We start from the raw sequence: 21,298 nt of genomic DNA on the forward strand, positions 1-21,298 counted from the left end.
AGGCCACGGTCAACAGCCAGCCAGCGGCTCGAGCTGAACCTTGCCCTTCTTCTTTTGCTTGTCTTCGGAGTTGCTCTGCGAAGTGTTGCCACACACCTTTCCTTGCGGCCCACGTTCTGCGCGCACGACCGCTACACCGACCTGGCGAAACGTATTGCCGTAAACATCGTTGTTGATACCATCCCTGTCGCTGTCCCCGCCGAGGCGCACCCCAGCGCCGCGCACGTTGCTGACGGTGTTGTAGCGGAAAACGTTGTTGTTACCGCGAGAATCGAAGCCACCGGAGTGCTTGTCCTTCTGACCGGAGCATTGGTTATGCTCGACGACATTGCGGCTTGATCCTTCCTTGATATCCACACACTCGTTGCCTTTGGTGTCGATAATATTGTGATGAACATGGTTGGCATCCGAGGCATCGACGGATCTATCCGGAGCCCCGTTAAGGCCTCGCTGCTCCGGTGCGGTCCCGATGTAGATGCCCTCGCCATTCTTACCGCCGTCCTGGAAAGCGAAGTCGTAACGGCCACAATTGCTGATCTGCGAATAGGCAATCTCGTTTCTTTGCGTCTGGTAGCGAAGCCTGATGCACTCGCCCCCCGCATTCTTGATGGACATGTTCAGTATGCGCAGGCCCGTCACGCCGTCTCCCTGTGTCTTGCCGATCACGTAGATCAGCTTATCGCGGTAGCTCCCCCTGGTGTTGCCGGCGCCAAACTTGCCATCTACGGTGAAGCCGCGCAGTTCTGTATAATCGTGGTTGATTTCGATCACTCTCGGCGCACCCGCTCCCTTGACGATTGCCGAGCGCGGACCGCTGATCACGATCGGCTTTCCGGGCTTGCCGTTTCGCACCGTCTTGACATCTTGATAGTACACTCCGGGCTTCAGCCGGATCACGTCGCCAGGTCCTGCTTTGTTAAAGGCGGCCTGGATACTGTGGGGTGGCGAGGGAGAAACATCGATCGTGGCCGCGAAACTCGCACTGGCGAACGCCGCGCAACTGCAGAAAACCGATAAGCGAGCCATAAGAAGAGATGCCAAGGATCCGTGAGTCATTGTGAACCTCTTCACAATCTTCAAAGATTTAGCCCGCAGTGGAAGAAGCCCCTTCCAAGGCAAGCCAAATACATGCTCTTGCCATTTTGATGTATTGTTGGAATTTCTCATATGACTATGTCAAATCATTGATGAAAAATTAGACGAAGTCTCGTTTTATTCTTAAAATTCGAAAAAATCTTGTCGATCAGGATGAGCTAATATAGTTTTGTTTTCTTGATGATGAAGGATCTGGACCATGTCGAGACTATTCCTTGTTACCTCCGCCCTGCTGTCATTGTCGGTATCCAACGTCTTCGCTGACAGCCCCTGGTACCGGATTATTCCGGTACCAAATGCGCCCGGCTGCAAGGTCCTTGCCGACGCAGGCGGCCGGCCTATTCAACAGCATTACGAAAAAGGCGGCGCTCGCATCTATGCCATCGGTGGCAAGGCATGCCCGGACAAATTTCCGGGAGAGAACTACGCCACGATTTCGACCGCGCGATCGATTACGACCGATGGAAATTTCGCGCGCATCACGACCAAGACCCGCAAACTGGTGGTCACCCGCGCGGGCACGGGCAGCAACTATACGTTCGCAATAAACAAACTGGACGTACCGAGATAGCCAGCGACCGCCAGAACCGATATCTTTGGGCTTGCAGCGAGCGCCTCGCCGCGTTGAGATGAGGTCTGTCAAGATATCCGCATAGATATGGATCTTCTACGAAGCGAGAGCTGCCGGGTCGCGGAACAACAATTTAACGCGCCTTTTATCAAGCACTGATCTGGAACGATACCGTTCCGGCTGGCCGATCGCATGCCTACCACTTTTACGCAGCCGCCGCCCCGGGCCTTCGCAGCAATTGCCGTGCTGTCTACCTTCACCGTGGCCGCGAATTACGAAGAGGCAATCAACCGCGCTTTCCGGAAACGTTTTAGTATGGCAAATAGGAAGGCAAGGCGTTCAATCCGGGAGGACGATTGCCGCAGATGAAGGGAATTCGCCAACTCGCCAAGCATCTCGACATTTCGATCGGGACGGTTTCGCGCGCGCTGAACGGCCGGCCTGACGTCAATATCGAGACGCGCAAGCGCGTTCTGGCGGCAGCCGAAGAGCTTGGTTATGTGGCGAACCAGTCCGGACGCAGCCTCCGCCAGGGAACGACAAATGTCATTGGACTGATGATCGAATCCAGCAAGGAAACGGTCGAAAACAGCGACAACTTCTTCCTTGGCGTTACCGGCGGTCTGCAGAGCGTACTTTCGCGTCACAAGCTCGACCTCCTGATGCTGCCGTGCCCGAATGACGAGGATCCTCACGAGTATTTGAAGCGGATGGTTGCGCGGCGGATCGTCGATGCGATGATCATTTCGGCCACCCAACGCGTCGACAAGCGCATCGACCTTTTGGTCAAGGCCAAGATCCCCTTCGTCGCGCTCGGGCGCAGCACGTCGGGCGGCAACCACACCTGGATCGATCTTGATTTCGAGGGCGTCGCCGCTTGTGCTGTCGACCGCCTGGTGTCGAAGGGACATCGCCGTATCGCGATCGCTGCGCCGTCCAACGACATTAATCTCGGCTATATCTTTGTCGACGCCTATCGCCAGGCGCTCGAGCGGCACGGGATTGCCTATGATCCGTCGCTTATCATTCGTGTCAAATCGAGTGAGCAGGGCGGCTATCAGGCCGGTCATGAAATGCTGCGGCTCGACAGCAAACCGACCGCGATCATCCTGATCTACGAGCTCATGGCGATCGGCCTTTATCGTCGTCTCAACGAGGCAGGCATCGTTCCTGGCCGGGATCTCGCCGTCATCGGCTTTCGCGAGGAGCCACGCGGCAAGTTCCTGCAACCATCGCTGACCTGTTTTCGCATGTCGCTGCGTGATCTCGGTGTCGAGCTTGCCGAAACCTTGCTGGCGACAATGCCGGCCTATGCCGAGCATTACCCCAAAGGCGCACGCAATACGATCTGGCCACTCGAACTGGCCCCCGGCGAGAGCGATGCTTTTTCGCTGAGCGTCTAGCCAGGAAAGCGCTGCGTTCTTTCTTGCCTCGAGATGCGGGCTCGCTAAGCGATCAGCTATCGCCTGTCTCTACCTGGAATGTGCTCGGCTATCGCGACGCGGATTTTGCAGAGATTTTTCATGCTGCAGCGCGATAGGAATATGCCTAAGGCCCGGCATTCGCAGGTGTTTTTCGCAGCATTTCGTTCCAGTTCGGCCACTATTGACAGCAGGAAACGTTTCCGCTTAGTATCGTAAACGTTTACGGGATGCGTTTCGGGAGGAAAACCAGAAACGATCCACCGGAGGAAATCGTGATTTTGAATGCCGTTCTATGCGGGTGCGGAGCCATGTCCAAGGGTTGGTTGCGCGCCATCAAGGAAACCCCGGCTCTTGCAGCCGCCATCGAGGTCAAGGGCCTTGTCGATGTCAATCCGGCGGCGGCCGGCGCACTCGCTGCCGAATTTGGCCTTGAGGACGCGGTCATCGGAACCGATCTCGCCGACGTCATCGCCAGATCCAAGGCCGACATCGTGTTCGACGTCGTTATCCCAGCGGCCCGTTTCAACGTCGTCTCCACTGCGTTGAACGCTGGTTGTCACGTTCTCAGCGAAAAACCGATGGCGACCTCGCTTGCCGAAGGGGCCGCGCTGATCGATCTCGCTGCCGAAACCGGCAAGATCCACGCCATCATCCAGAACCGTCGCTTCATCTCCGGCGTGCGCCGGATGCGCCGCTTCGTCGAGGGCGGAGCGATTGGCGAGCTGACCGCCATCCATTGCGACTTCTTCCTCGGCCCGCATTTCGGCGGTTTTCGCGAGGAAATGGACAACGTCCTCTTGCTCGACATGGCAATCCATACCTTCGACGCCGCCCGCTACGTCGCCGACAAGAAGCCGCTCGCCGTCTATTGCATCGAGCGCAATCCGAAGGGCTCCTGGTACAAGCATGGCGCCTGCGCCAATGCCACCTTCGAATTCGCCGATGACGTCGTCTTCACCTATCGTGGCTCGTGGTGTGCGGAAGGCGAGCGCACGAGCTGGGAAAGCGAATGGCGCCTTGTTGGCTCAAAGGGCATGCTGACCTGGGATGGCGCCGACGTCTTCAGTGCGGCGGTTGCCGGCAAGGACCCGGGTCTGCTGCATGGCTCCACACCCGTAAGCGTGCCCGAGCCCGCGCACGAGGAAGAAACGCACGGTCATGCCAGCGTCATTGCAAGCTTCGTCGAGGCGATCATGACAGGCAAGCGGCCAGAAACGGCAAGCTCCGACAATATCAGAAGCCTCGCCATGGTCTTCGGCGCGATCGAAAGCGCTAAGACCGGCAAGCGCATTGAAATTTCAGCATAAGGATTAATGACGTGAGCAACCCCGCCAAATCCATTCGTATCGGTACCATGGTAAGCGCCTCCAAGGGGGGCGCCGACAAGCGCATCGGCCAGATTGCCGATATGGGTTTCGAAAGCTTCGAACCCTTCTTCTGGCAGACGACCAACGGCCAGGACCTGGCCGAACTCGGCAAGCGCTGCCTCGACGCAATCGGTGATCGCGACATCACGATCTCGACGCTCGGCATGTTCGGCAATCCGCTGGAAACGACCGAGATCGACCTGCAGACGCTCAAGGGCTGGAAAGACTGCATCGACAATGCGCACCATTTTGGCGCGACCTGCGTTGCCGGTTTTACCGGCCGCATCCGCAACAAGCCGCTGACAGACAGCCTGCCGCGCTACAAGGAAATCTGGAGCGAGCTATCAAAGCGCGCCGCCGACAAAGGCGTCAAGATCGCTTTCGAAAACTGCGCCATGGACGGCAACTGGGCGACCGGCGACTGGAACATCGCGCACAACCCGGATGCCTGGGAACTGATCTTCAACGAAACCCCGGACGATCATATCGGCCTTGAGTGGGAGCCCTGTCACCAGATGGTCTATCTGATCGAGCCGCTGCCGCAGATCCGCAAATGGGCCAAGAAGATTTTCCACGTGCACGGCAAGGACGCGACGATCCGCTGGGACGTCATCAAGGAGCACGGCATTTTCGGCAAGGAGAAGTTCGTCTTCATGCGCACCCCGGGCTTTGGCGACAGCAACTGGACCGACATCATTTCGGAACTGCGCCTTGCCGGCTGGTCCGGTTCGATCGACATCGAAGGCTGGCATGACCCGGTCTATCGCGACGCCCTGGAAATGACCGGCCAGGTCTATGCGCTCAACCATCTCAAGCATGCCCGGGGCGGCGATTTCGTTGTCGATCCGGCCGGATGAATCGTGGCCGGCGAGGAGGAATCGCCGGCTTTTGACAGGATAACCACAAAGGAGGAGAACTATGGCTATCCGCAAGTATGCAATGATTGGCGCCCTGGCGCTGGCAGGCGCTTCTCTCTTCGGCCTTGCCGCCAAGGCCGAAGATGTCACCTTGACCCTCTGGTCGCTGGACAAGGATGTCCAGCCGGCACCAAACCTCATCAAGGAATTCAACGCACAGAACAACGGCATCAAGATCGAGTATCGTCTGATCCAGTTTGATGACGTCGTCACCGAAGCAATGCGCGCCTATGCGACAGGTCAGGCTCCCGACATCATCGCCGTCGACAATCCCGAGCATGCGATGTTCGCCTCGCGCGGCGCCTTCCTCGATATTTCCGACATGATCAAGAAATCATCGGTCATCAAGCCGGAAAACTACTTCCCTGGTCCGCTGAAGTCGGTCGAATGGGACGGCAAATACTACGGCGTGCCAAAGGCAACCAACACGATCGCGCTCTACTACAACAAGGATATGTTCAAGGCGAAGGGCCTCGACCCGAACAAGCCGCCGCAGACTTGGGATGAGCTCGTCGAGGACGCGCGCAAGCTGACCGACCCGGCCAAGAATGTCTATGGTCTGGCCTTCTCCGCCAAGGCAAACGAGGAGGGCACCTTCCAGTTCCTTCCCTGGGCCCAGATGGGAGGCGGAGGCTACCAGAACATCAATGCCGAAGGCGCAGTCAAGGCCCTTGAGACCTGGAAGACGATCATGGACGAGAAGCTTGCTTCTCCCGACACCCTGACGCGCGGCCAGTGGGATTCGACCGGTACCTTCAATTCCGGCAATGCCGCCATGGCGATCTCCGGTCCCTGGGAACTCGATCGCATGATGAAGGAAGCGAAGTTCGACTGGGGCGTTGCCCTGCTTCCGGTTCCGAAGGAAGGGGCCGAACGCTCTTCGGCCATGGGCGACTTCAACTGGGCTATCTTCTCCAGCACGAAGCACCCGGCAGAAGCCTTCAAGGCACTCGAGTACTTCGCCTCCCAGGACGACAAGATGTTCAAGAACTACGGCCAGCTTCCGGCCCGTTCCGACATCACCATCCCGCAAACCGGCGAAAAGCTCAAGGATGAGGCGCTCAAGGTCTTCATCGAGCAACTGAAATATGCCAAGCCGCGCGGCCCGAACCCGCAATGGCCGAAGATCTCAAAGGCGATTCAGGACGCCATCCAGGCTGCCCTGACCGGTCAGATGAGCCCCAAGGATGCGCTGGATCAGGCTGCCGACAAGATCAAGGCAGTACTCGGCTAATCACTGCGCGTAACCGGATGGCTTTCGGGCCATTCCTACCATTTCCTCCCGGCAGGGGCTGTCTTTGAGCGCAAGCTTCAGGCAGCCCCGTTCGGAGTATCGGAGGATCGATGAAACGGATTTTCTCAAGCGTCAGGGACGGCCGCGGCTTCGACATCACGCTCGTCGCCCTTCCACTGGCGTTCCTGTTTTTGATGGCGGGACTGCCGCTCATCTACAATGTGGTGATGAGCTTCCAGGAGGTCGATATGTTCAGCCTCGGAACCTTCTCGCGTCCTTTCGTCGGTTTCAAGAACTATACCGATCTCTTTGCCCAGCCGGAAACCTGGCCGATCCTCGGCAATACCGTGATCTTCGTCATCGGCTCGATCGCCGGGCAGTTTCTGATCGGTTTCGGTCTCGCCTTGTTCTTCTGGGTCAATTTCCCCGGCGCCTCGTGGCTGCGCGGCCTGTTCCTCGTTTCCTGGGTCATGCCCGGGCTCGTCGTCGGCGCAATCTGGAACTGGATCCTCTCGGGCGATTTCGGTGTCCTCAACTTCATCCTGAAGGAGAGCGGCATCATCGGCGGCAACATCTTCTGGCGCTCCGATCCACACTTTTCGCTCTATGCTGTCATCATCGCCAATGTCTGGTTGGGGACTGCCTTCAACATGATCTTGCTGTCGGTGGGCCTGTCGGGCATTCCCGGCGACCTCTATGAGGCCGCTGAACTTGATGGCGCCAACGCCTGGCAACGCTTCTGGACGATCACGCTGCCGATGATGCGTTCCACGATCGGCGCCATCATCGCGCTCGGCCTGATCTTCACGCTGCAGCAGTTCGACCTCTTTGCCGCAATCACCTCGGGCGGTCCGAACAACTCATCCAACGTCACGCAATACTGGGCCTGGGATTTGTCCTTCCGCCAGTATGATTTCGCCAAGGGCGCGACCATTTCCGTCATCATGATCATCTTCGTCATGTTCGCATCGGTCGTTTACGTCCGCTCCACACGCCATGAGGTGCGCGGATGAGTGGGACGACACGCAACCGCCTTATGCTGGTGATCGCCATCGTCATGGCGGCGATCTACCTGTTCCCGCTCTACTGGATGTACATCACGGCCCTTAAGGGCGGATCGGAGATGTTTGCGACGCCGCCGAGCTTCTGGCCGGGCGATCCGCAATGGGGCACCTTCGGCTATGTCTGGGAAAGCCGCGGCATGGGCCGGTATCTCTGGAATTCGCTGGTCATCGCCGTCGGAGCCGTCACGTTGATCACCGTCCTCGGCGTCGGCTGCGCCTATGTTCTGGCGCGCTACCGCAACGTCTGGGTGGATGTCGGCCTCTTCCTGATCCTGATGCTGCAGGTGCTGCCGGCATCGCTGATGGTGACGCCGATCTTCGTTGGCTTCTCGCAATTCGGCATGCTCAACTATCCGCGCCTTGCCGTCATCATTGCGATTGCCGCCAAAAGCATGCCCTTCTTCGTCGTTCTGGTGCGCGCCACCTTCATGGCGGTACCGATGGAACTCGAGGAGGCCGCGCTTGTCGATGGCAACAGCCGCGTCGGTGCCTTCTTCAACATCGTGTTGCCACTTGCCCGCAACGGCATTCTGGTCAGCGCCATCCTGATCTTCATGCAGGCTTTCGGCGAATTCGTCTATTCGAAGTCGATGATCCAGGCGGTCGATCTTCAGCCGGCGAGCGTCGGTCTCAACTCCTTCATGGGACCGAACACCAACGAGTGGAACAACATCATGGCCTATGCGACGATGTATGTGACGCCGATCCTTGCCATCTTTGTTCTCTTGCAGCGCCGCATCGTATCCGGCCTCACCTCTGGAGCCCTCAAATGACCAATCAGATCGAGCTCAGCGGCGTCAACAAGCACTACGGCGCATTCCACGCGCTGAAGAATATCAATCTGTCGATCGCCAAAGGCACGTTCGTCGCGCTCGTCGGTCCGTCCGGCTGCGGCAAGTCCACCCTGCTTCGTTCGCTCGCGGGCCTTGAAAGCATTTCCGAGGGCGAATTGAAGATCGCGGGTGAACTGATGAACAACGTGCCGCCGCGCAAGCGCGACGTCGCCATGGTTTTCCAGTCATATGCGCTTTATCCGCACATGACTGTCGAGGAGAACCTGACATACAGCCTGCGCATTCGCGGTGTCGCCAAGGCTGACGCCAGGAAAGCAGCCGAAGAGGTTGCGGCGACCACAGGCCTGTCGCATCTCTTGAAGCGTTATCCGCGCGAGCTTTCAGGTGGCCAACGCCAGCGTGTCGCGATGAGCCGCGCCATCATCCGCCATCCGAAAGCATTCCTGTTCGACGAGCCGCTCTCCAACCTCGATGCGGCACTGCGTGTTCACATGCGCAAGGAAATCCGCGCGCTTCATGATCGCCTGGGTGCTACGTCCGTCTATGTTACCCACGACCAGATCGAGGCAATGACGATGGCCGATCATGTTGTCGTCATGCGCGACGGTGTGATCGAGCAGCAGGGCAAGCCGCTCGATCTCTACGACAAGCCTGCCAACAAGTTCGTTGCAGGCTTCATCGGCTCTCCCGCCATGAACTTCGTCCCGGCTGTTGTCAGCGAAGACGGCAAGAGCTTGACGGTTAATCTCGGCAGCGTGAAGCACAAGATCGCGATCGACCACCAGATTCAACCGGGCAGCAAGGTGACCGCCGGAATTCGCCCGGAGCATATCGGCGTAACGGCGCCGGGGCAGGGCACGTTCGACGTGCCGGTGGCAGTGGTGGAATCGACCGGCTCATCCACCTTCGTCACGGCAGAGACGACACCCGAGCTGACGATCGTCGAGACAGGCCGCGGAACCGCACGCGCTGGCGAGACGATCGGCGTGATCGTCGATCCGTCACAGCTGCATCTTTTCGACGAGACAAGCGGCGTGCGTCTCTGACCAATATGGCGGCCGGAAATTCCGGCCGCCCCGCTGATCCCTATCGTCCACCTTCGATCTTGCGATGCCGCTGGTTGGTGCCGCCGGCGCCGTAGGGGTAGTCGGCCACTTGCGGCTGGCTGACGTCGTTCAACGTCGCCATCTCGTCTTCGGAAAGGACAAGCCTTGCCGCAGCGAGATTGTCCGCGAGCTGCTCACTCGTTCGCGCTCCAAGAATGACCGACGTCACAGCAGGTCGTGCCGCCGTCCAGGCAAGCGCCACCTGCGCCATCGTGACGCCACGGGCCTTAGCGATGGCTTCCACCGTCTCGATGATCGCCCATGTCCGTTCCTGCGCATTTCGTTGCGCATACGATTCCATACCGCGGCTCGGGTTCTCCCCGAGCCGGGTAGCACCCGCCGGCATGCGGTCGCGCTGGTACTTGCCCGTCAGCCAACCGCCCCCCAGCGGTGACCATGGCAACAGGCCCATGCCGGCATCCTGGCATGCGGCAACGATCTCCAGTTCGATGTCGCGTACCAGCAAATTATATTGCGGCTGCAGCGTCACTGGCCGACTGTAGCCGCGCGCCTTTGCAACCTCGACAGCCTTGGCGATCTGCCACCCCAGGTAATTGGAAAAGCCGTAATAGGCGATCTTGCCGGCAGAGACGGCATCATCGAGGAAGCGCAGCGTCTCCTCGATCGGCGTCAGGCCATCCCAGGCATGCATCTGATAGAGATCTATATGCTCGACGCTAAGGCGCGCAAGCGAGGCGTCGAGTGCCTTGTTCAGGTGGCGGCGCGAAAGGCCGATGTCGTTCGGACCAGGCCCCATCGGGAACCTTCCCTTGGTCGCGATCACGGCTTGCTTTGCTTCGGTCGGGCGCGCCTTGAGCCAGCGTCCGATGATCTCTTCGGACGTGCCGGCACTATAGACGTCGGCAGTGTCGATGAAGTTTCCGCCCCAGGCAAAATAATCGTCGAGCAGCTTGTGCGATGCAGCTTCGTCGGCTTCCGCACCGAATGTCATGGTGCCGAGGCAGTAAGCGGTCACAACTGCCCCGCTATGGCCAAGCTTGCGGTAATCCATGGAAGATCCTCCTCTTCGAATAGTGGCGGTGGTGCTTGGAAGGCTGGTTTTAAGTCGCCAAACCGTTCGCCGTCGTTTCTTCGAGTACGGCGTCCGGAATGTCGTCGAAAGACGCGTAGTTCAGGTTATAAAGCCGCGAATAGAGCTTGCGGCTCTTCATCAGCTGCTGGTGGTTGCCGCTCTCGATCAGCTCGCCGTTCTGCAGGACGATGATGCGATCGGCCTCTCGGATGGTGGCTAGACGATGGGCGATGACCAGCCCGGTGCGGTTCTCAAGCAACTTGACGAGCGCCTTCTGGATCAGCATCTCCGTATAGCTGTCGATATTGGCGGTTGCCTCGTCGAGCACCAGGATTTTGGCATCGGCAACCAGCGCGCGGGCAAAGCTCAAAAGCTGGCGCTGGCCGAGCGAAAGATTGCCGCCGCGCTCGCCAAGCATGCTGTCGTAGCCCTGCGGCAGGCGCATAATGAAGTCATGAGCGCCGACGGCCCTTGCCGCGTCGATGACCCGTTCGCGGGTCGCTTCGGTCTTATGATAGCGAATGTTCTCGAAAACCGTGCCTGTGAACAGGAAAGGCTCCTGAAGGACCATGGCGATCTGGTTGCCGAGCGAATCCTGTGTCAACTCGCGCACATCGTGCCCACCGACCAGGACTTGTCCCTGCTGCACATCATAAAAACGGTGGATCAGCGACATGCAGCTCGATTTGCCGGAGCCCGTCGGCCCGACAAGGGCGACCGTTTCGCCCGGATTCACCTTGAAGCTCACATGCTTCAAAACCGGGTGCTGGGGATGATAGCCGAAGACCACATCGCGAAACTCCACCGAGCCATGCATATCGGCGGAAAGCTCCTTCGCACTCGGCGCGTCCCTGATCTCGACGGGGACGTCGAGAACCTCTGTCAGCCGCTGACCGGAGGCCATGGCGCGCTGCATCACCGAATATTGCAGCGTCAGCGAGCGGATCGGATCGAAGAAGCGCTGGATGTAAAACAGGAAGGCGACGAGCACGCCGACGTCGAGGGCCTGGTTGAGGACGCGTGCTCCACCCACGACAATGACAAGCGCCATGGCAACACCGGTCAAGGAGTCCACGATTGGCACCATTACCTGGGCGTAGCGCGCTGCGCTCAGGTGCGTCTTCAGGTTTGCCTTGGCCTTGTCGTCATAGAGCATGAAGTTGACGCCCTGGCGGTCCATGCTCTGGACGGCACGCACACCATGAATGGCTTCGGCCAATGCGCCGTTGGCCACCGAGTTGGTCTCGTGCGCCGCCATGAAGGACTTGCGGGCCAGCGGCAGCCAGAAGAGGCGCACGACAAACAGGATCGGCAAGACCGAGAGCGTCAGAAGACCGAGCTTGAAGTCGAGGCAAAGCATGACGAAGACGATACCGAACAAGAGCGCGATATCACCAACCGACAGGACCGAGGTTTCCAGAAACTCCTGCATTGAATTGACGTCACCCTGCAGACGCGACATGAGACGCCCGACCTCGGTCTTGTCCATGAAGGAGAGCGACACGCGCTGCAGGTGCGAAAACATCGCCCTGCGAATGTCGAAAAGGACCTCCTCCGCGACGTTGCCCACCAGCGTCTCCTGCCAGTAGCTGGCGCAGTAGTTGATCAGGATCGCGACGAGAAAGGCGATCATCGCCCATGTCAGCGCTGAATGACGTCCGCCCGGCTGCATGCCGTGATCGATCGCGTAACGGATGATCAGCGGGATCAGCAGTTGCATGGCCGTGAACGTCAAAACCGCGGCCACCGACAATAGAACCTGCCGGCGATAGGGGTGCACGAACGCCCAGATGCGCTTGACGACATTGCCGTCGAAGGCCTTGCCGAACATCTCCTCCTCGACGCGGTGGGAGCCGACGACCGCGCGTGGTGGCCGGCGTCCATCCTCGCGAACGTCGGAGCGCTCGGTTTCCAGTTCCTCAGCCATTTATTCCTCCTCGGGCGCTATTGGCTTCGTCACCCGGTCGCACCTGCAGATCGTAGAGCGCCTTGTAGCGTCCGCCCTGAACCAGCAATTCTTCGTGCGTGCCACGTTCGACGATTTCGCCGTTCTCGACGAACAGGATCTGGTCGGCATGCATCAGCGAACTCAAGCGGTGTGCGACGATGATCGTCACGCGATCGGCCGCATATTTGCGCATTGCCGCGCGAATGCGCTGTTCGGTCGCCGCATCGATCGCCGCCGTCGAATCGTCAAAGACCGTGACGGCGGGTTTCAGCATCAGCGCACGGGCGATCGACAGACGCTGGCGCTGGCCTCCCGACAGCGATACGCCGCGTTCGCCCACCACCGTGCCGTAGCCGGTCGGCAGACCAAGCACGTAGTTGTGCAATTGGGCACTTTCGCTCGCGCGCTCGATGCGGCTTTCCTTTGCCCAAGGGTCTGCGTAAGCGATGTTGTTTTCGATCGAGGTGGTGAACAGGAAGGAATCCTGCTGGACAACGGCCACCGCCCGGCGAAGCGACTGTAGCGTCGTCTTGCGGATATCCTGGCCATCAATGGTGATCTTGCCCTTGGTGACGTCGTAAAAACGCGGGATCAGATGGGCAAGCGTCGACTTGCCGCTGCCCGGGGGCCCGACAATGCCGATCGTCTCGCCGCATTTGGCCTCGAAGGAGACATTGCGCAGCACGTCATGCATCGGCGAGCTCGGATAGGAAAAGCTTACATTTTCGAAGCGAAGCGTGCCGTCGGTCAGCACCAGATCCTTGGCATCGGGTGCATCACGCACGGCAATTTCCAGGTCGAGCAGGTTGAACAGGCGCGTGCCGCAGGTCGAGGCGCGTGCAAAGGCATTGACCATGAGGCCTAGCTGACGGACCGGCATCTGCAGGATCGTCATAAAGGTCAGAAACGATGCGAGCGTGCCAACGGTCATTTGGCCGGACATCACCTTGCCGCCGCCGATCCAGAGCACGAGACCCATGGCTGCAAAGAAGGAGAACGTCATGGCGCTGGTATTGACGACGCGAATACCGACGCGCTGGTGAGCAAGAAAAAGGGCGTTCTTCGAGGCCGTCTCGAACTTCGTCATCTCGTGCGCCTGCGCGGCAAAGGCCCGCACCACTCGGATACCACCGAGATTTTCCTCCATGATGCGTGTCAGCACCGATAGCCGCTCCTGCAGGTCAAGCCAGGTCGCGCGCAACCGCAATTGCGTGAGAGAGGAACGCCAGGCAACGAAGGGCACGAAGCTCAGGGCAAGCAAGCCGAGGACGATATCGGTGGAGAGCAGCATGTAGGCGCCGATACCGATCAGCATGGTCAACAGCACCATGCGCACCAGCGCCGTTGAGAAATACATACGCACACCTTCGAGGTCGAGCAGACCGACGGTAATCAGATCGCCCGAGTGAACGCTGTCATGAAAACTGAAGGAGAGGCGCTGGATTTTCTCGTAGCAGGCAAGGCGCAGCTCATAGCCTAAATGGTGGCCGACACTCTCGCTGTAGTAGTTCTGGATCATCGTAAAGATGCCACGCAGGACACTCGCACCGAGCAGCATCAGCGCCGTTGTCATGAGCGCATCCTGCGCGATCTGCCCCGCCTGTCCGCCTTGAATTGCCACCTGCGTATGATCGACGGCTTTGCCGAGCAGGCGAGGGATCATCAGCTGGAAAGTGGAGGCGACAAGGGTCGCGCCGATGGCCAAACCGGATTGCCAGGGATGGCGAAACGCCATGACGGTAATGCGAACGAGCGTGAAGAGGCCCTTGCCCCAGCCTGCCGCGGTCACTTTCGCCATCGAAGCCGAGGGCGTCGCACGTGTTAAAGCATCGCTGCTCACGGTCATGTTCCAAGACAGAAAGTGTGGTCGGACGCAGGTCCGGAAAGACGGCGAATCCATGAAAGGATTGATTAGCGCCCTTACTTTTGCCGATTCCCTTCGGCCCTTCAAGTCAAGAATTCACCAATTGGTTATTTTATCGTGAGCCTTGCGAATATAGGAAGCGGCGTCGATACGGCGGCCTTCTCGATCGAAAGATCCAAGCAATTTCCACGGGTTATCCTCAACAGACTGCAGGGACTGGAACAAAAGGCTTGCCTAAATCGTCTTTTGGAGCTTTGATACACGACCAGTTTGATAGACTAATGAGCGGTTCAAAACCGCGTGAACCAGCAAGACGCGCGACCAATCTTTGCCGCGTTGAAACCAATCGAGACACGATGCGACAGGTCGCAGGGGAGTTGAGATGACGGTTCAAGGCCTGTTTTCTTCGAAGTCAGCTGCGGCGGCACAGATCTCCGCCACGCCCCGTTTTGCCATCGTCGGACGCGGCTTTTCCGGGATGATGACGGCGATCGCGCTGATGAAGACGGTGCGTAGGCCTTTTCATCTGCAGTTATTCGACCCCAATTCTTCGGTGAGTGGTGGGCAGGCGCTCTCGTCGGCACGTGCCTCGACGATCCTGAACACGCGCGTACGCGATCTTTCTGTTTCCGCTGGCGATACGGACGACTTCAACGATTGGCTCTGTAGCAACGCACAATTCCGCGCCGCCGTACCTGCGGCAATCCCGGGGTTCCGCCAGATCTTCGTGCCCAAGGAGATTTTCAGCGACTACGTCTACCAACGGTTTTCCGAGGCCCTGTCCTCTCGCAAGGACATTACCGTCCAGGTTTGCGCCGAACCGGTTGTCGCGATCCGCAGGAGCCACGGCAACCGCTTTCTGCTTGAGAGCACCAATCCAGCCAATCCCCTCTTCGACACGGTTATCCTGGCCACTGGCTACGGCCTGCCGGAAGCCGAGGAGCCAGAGCAGGATCCGTCTCCCGTCAGGGCCCAGCGTCTGATTGCGCGCCCCCACACGGTGCTCCTCGGCAGCGGCATCAGGGTCGTCGATCAGCTCCTGCAACTGCGCGACACCGGCTACATGGGTCAGGTCACCATCCTTTCCCGACACGGCTTTCTGCCGCAGAGCCACACACCAAACGCCGCTGATCCGGTTTTCCCGGCGCATCCTCTGCCGTCAAGCCTTGCCGACATCCTGCGCTTCATCCGCGGCGCCTGCCGACAGGCAGAGGAGGAGGGCCGGAGCTGGCAATCGATCATGAACGGATTGCGCAAACACGCCCGCTCTTTGTGGCGTGCGCTGCCGGCTCATCAGAAACGTCAGTTCAATCGGCATCTTCGGGCCATCTACGACAGTCACCGCAACCGACTGCCCGAAGCCATCTACACGCGCTTTCACAGCGAATTGGCCGGCGGCAATACGGTTCTTCGCCGTGGTATCGCGGGGCGACAAGGTTTAGGCGGTCTCTTTTTCCGGCCAGCCGGCTCGCAGTCGGACGAGATCGTGCACGCCGAGCGTATCCTTGATTGCCGTTGCCGTGGGCCGCAATTGACTTCACCGCTGCTTGACAGCCTGCTATGCGCAGGACTGGCGCTGCCGGATGAACTATCGCTCGGACTCGCTGTCAATCAGCGCGGCCAGCCTTGCCTTGACGATGGGTCCGTGGTTGAGGGCCTGTTTGCCGTCGGCCCGCTCGGCCTTGGCAGCCTGCCTGACATCGACCTTGTTCCCGAAATAGTCAGCCAGGCTTACGCTGTGGGAGACCATGTTGCCCAGCGTTTCTATCCACGCAGCAAGGCGATCTGATCAGGCTTCATGGGCCCGCATTTCTCCGCGAATGACGAAAACAAGTAGTCCCGCAGTCATGATCGCCAGGCCGAACCAGGTAGTCGCGTAAACCAGGTGATTGTTGGAAAAGGCGATCTGCGTCAGCCCGCCGAGCGGCAGGCCGCCTGGATTGGGCCTCGCGTCAGCGTCGATAAAGTAGGGGGCGACATCGCCGATGTGGCGGCGCTCGGCGATCGCGGCCACATCGCGTGAATACCAGCGATCATTGGCCGGATCGTTGGATTTGAGCAGAATGCCTTTCGGCTCCGTGATCCGCAAGAGTCCGGTGATTTTCGCCGGCGTCGCAATCTGCCCTTCGCTGCGCGTCGCTGGGTCGCGCCGTTGTGTCGGGATAAAACCGCGGTTGATCAGGATCGAGGTTTCGTCAGCGAGCTTGAGAGGCGTAATCACCCAATAGCCGGCACCGAGCGTCGTCGACGCATAGATCAGCGTTTCCTTGTCGTTTTGCAGAATGCCTTCGGCTGTCACATGACGATATTCGTCCGCGCCACGGGTGACCTGTTTCCATTCGGCGCGCACTGGCGCCGCAACCGGATCCGCATGAACGCGCTGATCGACACGGGCAATCAGATCCTCCTTCCACGACAGCCGTTTGACCTGCCAGAGACCGAGCGAAACCAGAGCGGCAATCAGCACCACCATGAGGCCGCAGAATATGGTGAGCCTGGCGGCACTGTGCTGTCTTCGCGCATTTTTGGAGGGAACATCGGCCATGGCCAAAACCTTGACGGGCGGCGTGGCGCCGCCCGCTCCTGCCGTTAAGGCATATTCTTCATCATTTCCGGGCTCATCGGCATCATGTTGGTATTCAGGTGATGCATGACCCAGAGAGAGCCGGCAAGCGCAATGGCAACGAGCAACAGCGTGAAGATCAGCGCCATCATCGTCCAGCCACCTTCCGAGCGCGGGTTCATATGAAGGAAGAAGATCATGTGAACGACGATCTGCACGGCGGCCAGCCCCATGACCCATGAGGCCGTTATCGAGGGATTTTCGAACACGCCGGCCATGACCAGCCAGAACGGGATTGCCGTCAGGATAACCGACAGCACGAAGCCGATCATATAGCTCTTGAAGGTGCCATGGGCCGCCTCGTGTCCGTGGCTGTGGCCGTGATGGGCCTCGTGAGCATCTTCGGTTGCGGGTGCATTGGAGGTCATCCGAGAACTCCCATAAGGTAGACGAAGGAGAAGACGCCGATCCACACGACGTCGAGGAAGTGCCAGAACATCGACAGGCACATCAGGCGGCGGCGATTTTCCGGGATCAGACCGCGCAGCTGTACCTGCACCATCAACGTTATCAGCCATACAATGCCGAAAGTGACGTGCAGACCGTGCGTGCCGACCAAGGTGAAGAAACCGGACAGGAAGGCACTGCGGGTCGGACCTGCGCCCTCGTGGATCAGGTGTCCGAACTCATAGAGTTCGATCCCAAGGAAGGCCAGACCGAAGAGGCCGGTAATGGCAAGCCAGAAGAGCGTCGCACTCTTTTCCTTCCGCTCCATCTGCAGCATCGCAAAGCCGTAGGTGATGGACGACAGAAGCAGCATCGACGTGTTGATCGCCACCAGCGGCAGATCGAAGAGATCGGCCGGGGACGGTCCGGCCGCGTAGTTGCGGCCGAGAACGGCGTAAGTCGCAAAAAGCACCGCAAAGATGAGGCAGTCGCTCATCAGGTAGAGCCAGAAGCCCAGCATCGTGCTGCCTTCCGGATGGTGCTCCTCGGTCAGATAAAATTCAGGCTTGTTGGCCTTGTCGATCGCAGTATCGCTCATGGTCTTACACCTGCTCGGCAAGCAGCGCCGTGCGCTTGCCTTCCGTTTGCGTGACTTCCTCGGCGGGGATGTAGAAGTCGCGTTTGTAGTTGAAGGTGTGGCCGATCGCGACCGCAATCATGGCGACGAACGACAGGAAGGCGAGCCACCACATGTACCAGATGAGGCCGAAAGCCAGTCCGATGCTGAGAACGCCGAGGATCACACCGGTCCCGGTGTTCTTCGGCATGTGGATCGGCTTGAAGCCTTCCAGCGGGCGAGCATAGCCGCGCGCTTTCATGTCGTACCAAGAATCATGGTCGTGGACGACGGGCGTGAAGGCGAAGTTGTAGTCCGGCGGCGGCGAGGAAGTCGACCATTCCAGCGTACGCCCATCCCACGGATCGCCAGTCGTGTCGCGCAGCTCTTCGCGCTTGAAGAAGCTGACGACCAGCTGGATGATGAAGGAGGCGATGCCGATCGCGATCAGGACGGCGCCAAAGGCGGCGATGATGAACCAGATCTGCAAGGACGGATCCTCGAACTGCGACACACGGCGGGTCACGCCCATCAGGCCGAGCACGTAGAGCGGCATGAAGGCGAAGTAGAAACCAATCAACCAGAACCAGAAGGACATCTTGCCCCAGAACGGATCGAGCTTGTAGCCGAATGCCTTGGGGAACCAGTAGGTGACTCCAGCCATGAGGCCGAACACGACGCCGCCGATGATGACGTTGTGGAAGTGGGCGATCAGGAAGAGCGAGTTATGCAGCACGAAGTCTGCGGGCGGAACTGCCAAGAGGACGCCGGTCATGCCACCAATCACGAAGGTCACCATGAAGCCGATCGTCCACAGCATCGGTACTTCGTAGCGGATGCGTCCCCGGTACATCGTAAACAGCCAGTTGAACATCTTTGCTCCCGTCGGGATCGAGATGATCATCGTGGTGATGCCGAAAAAGGAGTTGACGCTGGCGCCCGAGCCCATCGTGAAGAAATGGTGCAGCCAGACGAGGTAGGACAGGATCATGATCACGCAGGTGGCGTATACCATCGAGGCATAACCGAAGAGGCGCTTGCCGCAGAAGGTGGCAACGACCTCCGAGAAGATGCCAAACGCCGGCAATACCAGGATGTAGACCTCCGGGTGCCCCCAGATCCAGATGAGGTTGACATACATCATCGGATTGCCGCCGAGGTCGTTGGTGAAGAAGTTCGTGCCGGCATAGCGATCGAGCGACAGCAGCGCCAGGGTCGCCGTCAAAATCGGGAAGGTCGCGACGATTAGAATATTGGTGCAGAGCGCTGTCCAGGTGAAGACCGGCATCTTCATGAAGCTCATGCCGGGGGCACGCATCTTCACGATGGTCGCAATCAGATTGATTCCTGACAGGGTCGTGCCGACACCGGCGACCTGCAAGCCCCAGATGTAGTAGTCGACGCCGACGCCCGGACTGTAGTCGGATCCCGACAGCGGCGGATAGGCGAGCCAACCGGTTTGGGCAAATTCGCCGACGAACAGCGAGATCATGATGATGATCGCACCTGCGGTCGTCATCCAGAAGGAGAAATTGTTCAGGAACGGGAAGGAAACGTCGCGTGCGCCTATCTGTAGCGGCACCACAAGATTCATCAGGCCGGTAACAAACGGCATCGCCATGAAGAAGATCATGATGACGCCATGGGCGGTGAAGACCTGGTCGTAGTGATGCGGCGGCAGGTAACCGGCCGATCCATTGAAGGCAAGCGCCTGCTGCAAGCGCATCATGATGGCATCTGAGAAGCCACGCAGCAGCATGATCAGCGCCAGGATGACGTACATGATGCCGATCTTCTTGTGATCGACGCTCGTCAGCCATTCACGCCAGAGATAGCCCCAGAGCTTGAAGTAGGTAACAACACCCAGAAGCGCGATACCGCCAAGGGCGACGACGGCGAAGGTCACGACCAGGATCGGCTCGTGATAGGGGATCGATTCTAGGGTCAACCGACCGAAGATGAACTTCAGGAGGTCAGGATTGGAAAACATGGATTAACCCGTTCATTGATGTCGTATCGACGCAAAGCGCCAGGTCTTAATTGCTGTTGGATTGCGCAGGCGTCGTCTCGCCGCCGCTTTTGCTGTCCATGCCAGGCATCGCGTGACCGTCATGTTGCATTCCGGGCATGTCTTGCATGTCGTTGGTATCCTCAGTGCCGCTCGTTGCGTCTGACGGCTTGACTTCGTTGGCATCATGGCTTTCGCCCGTAGACGCCCCGTGTTCGCCACCGGCCTGATCGGCGTGACGGTCGTCGTAGCGCAACTTCTCGCGATTTTCGGCGCTTTCTTTGCCGCCACCGCCCATCATGTCGATGTGCATCATCTCGTTCATGCACATCTTGCCTGGTGCCGCGCACATGTTGAGGATTGCGTTGAAGAGATCCTTGTCGACCGACGAGAAGTAACGCACCGGCTCCCTCTCACTCGGCCGCTCGAGCTTCAGATAAGTATCCCGGTTCAGCGCAGTGCCCTTTTCCTTGACCTGCGCTACCCACTGATCGAAGCCCTTTTGATTTACGCCATGGAACTTGAAGCGCATGTGCGAGAAGCCTGCACCGCTGTAATTGGCCGAAAAGCCGTCGAAGACACCTTCCTGGTTGATGACGGCATGCAGCCTGGTCTCCATGCCTGGCATCGCATAGATCTGGCCGGCGAGCGCGGGGACGTAGAAGGAGTTCATCACCGACGAGGAGGTAATCCTGAAGCTGATCGGAACGTCGATCGGCGCCGCCATTTCATTGACGGTCGCAATACCGAGTTCAGGATAGAAGAACAGCCATTTCCAATCCAGTGCGACGACTTCGACAGTCAGCGGCCTGGTATCGGCCGGGATGGCGCGCTCAGCGTCAATCCGATCGAGAGGGCGAAAAGGGTCGAGCTTGTGCGTGCTGATCCAGGTGATCGCCCCGAGTGCGATGATGATCGCCAGCGGCGCTGACCAGATGACCACTTCGAGACGTGTGGAATGGTGCCATTCCGGATCATAGGTGGCGGCCGTGTTGGAACGGCGATAACGCCAGGCAAACAGCAGTGTCAGAAAGATCACCGGAACGATGATCAGCAGCATCAAAACCGTCGACACGATGATCAGGTCGCGTTGCTGCATGGCGATATCGCCCGAAGGCGACATGACCACCAAATTGCATCCTGCCAGCGCCAAAAGCAGTGGCAGAACGAGGAGATGGCGGGAAAACTTTGGCAGTTTTTGCACGTCTCTATGCTCTTCTTGTTTCGTCCAAACCGCGACTAAACCA

At 58.9% G+C, this 21,298-nt stretch carries 18 protein-coding genes; 9 read left to right on the forward strand and 9 right to left on the reverse strand.

Translation table 11 applies throughout. The annotated features are described in order from the left end of the window. Positions 1-9 precede the first annotated feature (9 nt). Entirely contained in the window at positions 10-1,167 is a 1,158-nt protein-coding gene (locus ATY80_RS19535) for a hypothetical protein (protein ID WP_245306890.1), read from the reverse strand. 127 nt (positions 1,168-1,294) lie between these two features. On the opposite strand from ATY80_RS19535, the gene ATY80_RS19540 reads away from it, so the two are divergent. From ATY80_RS19540 to ATY80_RS19575, 8 genes are all read left to right on the forward strand, one after another. Next, on the forward strand, positions 1,295-1,666 hold the full coding sequence (locus ATY80_RS19540) for a hypothetical protein (protein WP_088693977.1): 372 nt from the start codon (positions 1,295-1,297) through the stop codon (positions 1,664-1,666). Positions 1,667-2,031: 365 nt separating this feature from the next. Continuing rightward, complete coding sequence (locus ATY80_RS19545) at positions 2,032-3,069, forward strand: LacI family DNA-binding transcriptional regulator (RefSeq protein WP_088693978.1); 1,038 nt, start codon at positions 2,032-2,034, stop codon at positions 3,067-3,069. Positions 3,070-3,362: 293 nt separating this feature from the next. After that, complete coding sequence (locus tag ATY80_RS19550) at positions 3,363-4,397, forward strand: Gfo/Idh/MocA family oxidoreductase (RefSeq protein ID WP_088694087.1); 1,035 nt, start codon at positions 3,363-3,365, stop codon at positions 4,395-4,397. Positions 4,398-4,408: 11 nt separating this feature from the next. Continuing rightward, on the forward strand, positions 4,409-5,314 hold the full coding sequence (locus ATY80_RS19555) for a sugar phosphate isomerase/epimerase (RefSeq protein ID WP_088693979.1): 906 nt from the start codon (positions 4,409-4,411) through the stop codon (positions 5,312-5,314). A 61-nt stretch (positions 5,315-5,375) separates the two neighbouring features. Beyond that, a complete protein-coding gene (locus tag ATY80_RS19560) occupies positions 5,376-6,608 on the forward strand; it encodes a sugar ABC transporter substrate-binding protein (protein WP_088693980.1) in 1,233 nt (410 codons plus the stop codon). Positions 6,609-6,718: 110 nt separating this feature from the next. Then, positions 6,719-7,621, forward strand: coding sequence for a sugar ABC transporter permease (locus tag ATY80_RS19565; RefSeq protein ID WP_088693981.1), 903 nt, complete (start codon positions 6,719-6,721; stop codon positions 7,619-7,621). Next, positions 7,618-8,445, forward strand: a complete 828-nt coding sequence (locus ATY80_RS19570) for a carbohydrate ABC transporter permease (RefSeq protein WP_088693982.1) — start codon at positions 7,618-7,620, stop codon at positions 8,443-8,445. Before ATY80_RS19565 ends, ATY80_RS19570 begins: the two co-directional genes overlap by 4 nt. Then, a complete protein-coding gene (locus ATY80_RS19575; RefSeq protein WP_088693983.1) occupies positions 8,442-9,512 on the forward strand; it encodes an ABC transporter ATP-binding protein in 1,071 nt (356 codons plus the stop codon). Before ATY80_RS19570 ends, ATY80_RS19575 begins: the two co-directional genes overlap by 4 nt. Before the next feature lie 40 nt (positions 9,513-9,552). Here ATY80_RS19575 and ATY80_RS19580 read toward each other — a convergent pair whose 3' ends face one another. The 3 genes from ATY80_RS19580 to ATY80_RS19590 are packed head-to-tail and all read right to left on the reverse strand — an operon-like array spanning position 9,553 to position 14,351. Further along, positions 9,553-10,584 carry an aldo/keto reductase gene (locus ATY80_RS19580; RefSeq protein ID WP_088693984.1) on the reverse strand — a complete coding sequence of 344 codons (1,032 nt, stop codon included), beginning with the start codon at positions 10,582-10,584 and terminating at the stop codon, positions 9,553-9,555. Between the two features lie 49 nt (positions 10,585-10,633). Beyond that, positions 10,634-12,532 carry an ABC transporter ATP-binding protein gene (locus ATY80_RS19585; RefSeq protein ID WP_088693985.1) on the reverse strand — a complete coding sequence of 633 codons (1,899 nt, stop codon included), beginning with the start codon at positions 12,530-12,532 and terminating at the stop codon, positions 10,634-10,636. Next, positions 12,525-14,351, reverse strand: coding sequence for an ABC transporter ATP-binding protein (locus ATY80_RS19590; RefSeq protein WP_088694088.1), 1,827 nt, complete (start codon positions 14,349-14,351; stop codon positions 12,525-12,527). Before ATY80_RS19590 ends, ATY80_RS19585 begins: the two co-directional genes overlap by 8 nt. A 448-nt stretch (positions 14,352-14,799) precedes the next feature. Between ATY80_RS19590 and ATY80_RS19595 the strand changes: the two genes are divergently transcribed. Next, positions 14,800-16,206, forward strand: coding sequence for an FAD/NAD(P)-binding protein (locus ATY80_RS19595; protein ID WP_088693986.1), 1,407 nt, complete (start codon positions 14,800-14,802; stop codon positions 16,204-16,206). On the opposite strand, the gene ATY80_RS19600 is transcribed toward ATY80_RS19595, so the two are convergent. Genes ATY80_RS19600 through cyoA form a run of 5 tightly spaced genes read right to left on the reverse strand, consistent with a single transcriptional unit; the run spans position 16,207 to position 21,255 of the window. Beyond that, positions 16,207-16,962: an SURF1 family protein gene (locus ATY80_RS19600; protein ID WP_088693987.1), complete on the reverse strand. Its 756-nt coding sequence runs from the start codon at positions 16,960-16,962 to the stop codon at positions 16,207-16,209. A gap of 44 nt (positions 16,963-17,006) precedes the next feature. Next, entirely contained in the window at positions 17,007-17,408 is a 402-nt protein-coding gene (cyoD, locus tag ATY80_RS19605) for a cytochrome o ubiquinol oxidase subunit IV (protein ID WP_088693988.1), read from the reverse strand. Further along, positions 17,405-18,025, reverse strand: coding sequence for a cytochrome o ubiquinol oxidase subunit III (gene cyoC, locus ATY80_RS19610; RefSeq protein ID WP_088693989.1), 621 nt, complete (start codon positions 18,023-18,025; stop codon positions 17,405-17,407). Before cyoC ends, cyoD begins: the two co-directional genes overlap by 4 nt. 4 nt (positions 18,026-18,029) lie before the next feature. Then, positions 18,030-20,033 carry a cytochrome o ubiquinol oxidase subunit I gene (gene cyoB, locus ATY80_RS19615; protein WP_088693990.1) on the reverse strand — a complete coding sequence of 668 codons (2,004 nt, stop codon included), beginning with the start codon at positions 20,031-20,033 and terminating at the stop codon, positions 18,030-18,032. A gap of 46 nt (positions 20,034-20,079) precedes the next feature. Beyond that, positions 20,080-21,255: a ubiquinol oxidase subunit II gene (gene cyoA / locus ATY80_RS19620; protein WP_088693991.1), complete on the reverse strand. Its 1,176-nt coding sequence runs from the start codon at positions 21,253-21,255 to the stop codon at positions 20,080-20,082. Positions 21,256-21,298: the final 43 nt, after the last annotated feature.

Origin of the sequence: Rhizobium sp. R711 (assembly GCF_002211365.1) — a bacterium.
Taxonomy (GTDB): Bacteria; Pseudomonadota; Alphaproteobacteria; order Rhizobiales; family Rhizobiaceae; genus Rhizobium.

What these genes read in the sequence shown, in the direction of transcription:
- ATY80_RS19535 (WP_245306890.1), bottom strand. Translation starts at nt 1,167, where the DNA reads ATGAGAAATTCCAACAATACATCAAAATGGCAAGAGCATGTATTTGGC.
- ATY80_RS19540 (WP_088693977.1), top strand. Translation starts at nt 1,295, where the DNA reads ATGTCGAGACTATTCCTTGTTACCTCCGCCCTGCTGTCATTGTCGGTA.
- ATY80_RS19545 (WP_088693978.1), top strand. Translation starts at nt 2,032, where the DNA reads ATGAAGGGAATTCGCCAACTCGCCAAGCATCTCGACATTTCGATCGGG.
- ATY80_RS19560 (WP_088693980.1), top strand. Translation starts at nt 5,376, where the DNA reads ATGGCTATCCGCAAGTATGCAATGATTGGCGCCCTGGCGCTGGCAGGC.
- ATY80_RS19565 (WP_088693981.1), top strand. Translation starts at nt 6,719, where the DNA reads ATGAAACGGATTTTCTCAAGCGTCAGGGACGGCCGCGGCTTCGACATC.
- ATY80_RS19570 (WP_088693982.1), top strand. Translation starts at nt 7,618, where the DNA reads ATGAGTGGGACGACACGCAACCGCCTTATGCTGGTGATCGCCATCGTC.
- ATY80_RS19575 (WP_088693983.1), top strand. Translation starts at nt 8,442, where the DNA reads ATGACCAATCAGATCGAGCTCAGCGGCGTCAACAAGCACTACGGCGCA.
- ATY80_RS19580 (WP_088693984.1), bottom strand. Translation starts at nt 10,584, where the DNA reads ATGGATTACCGCAAGCTTGGCCATAGCGGGGCAGTTGTGACCGCTTAC.
- ATY80_RS19585 (WP_088693985.1), bottom strand. Translation starts at nt 12,532, where the DNA reads ATGGCTGAGGAACTGGAAACCGAGCGCTCCGACGTTCGCGAGGATGGA.
- ATY80_RS19590 (WP_088694088.1), bottom strand. Translation starts at nt 14,351, where the DNA reads ATGGCGAAAGTGACCGCGGCAGGCTGGGGCAAGGGCCTCTTCACGCTC.
- ATY80_RS19595 (WP_088693986.1), top strand. Translation starts at nt 14,800, where the DNA reads ATGACGGTTCAAGGCCTGTTTTCTTCGAAGTCAGCTGCGGCGGCACAG.
- ATY80_RS19600 (WP_088693987.1), bottom strand. Translation starts at nt 16,962, where the DNA reads ATGGCCGATGTTCCCTCCAAAAATGCGCGAAGACAGCACAGTGCCGCC.
- cyoD (WP_088693988.1), bottom strand. Translation starts at nt 17,408, where the DNA reads ATGACCTCCAATGCACCCGCAACCGAAGATGCTCACGAGGCCCATCAC.
- cyoC (WP_088693989.1), bottom strand. Translation starts at nt 18,025, where the DNA reads ATGAGCGATACTGCGATCGACAAGGCCAACAAGCCTGAATTTTATCTG.
- cyoB (WP_088693990.1), bottom strand. Translation starts at nt 20,033, where the DNA reads ATGTTTTCCAATCCTGACCTCCTGAAGTTCATCTTCGGTCGGTTGACC.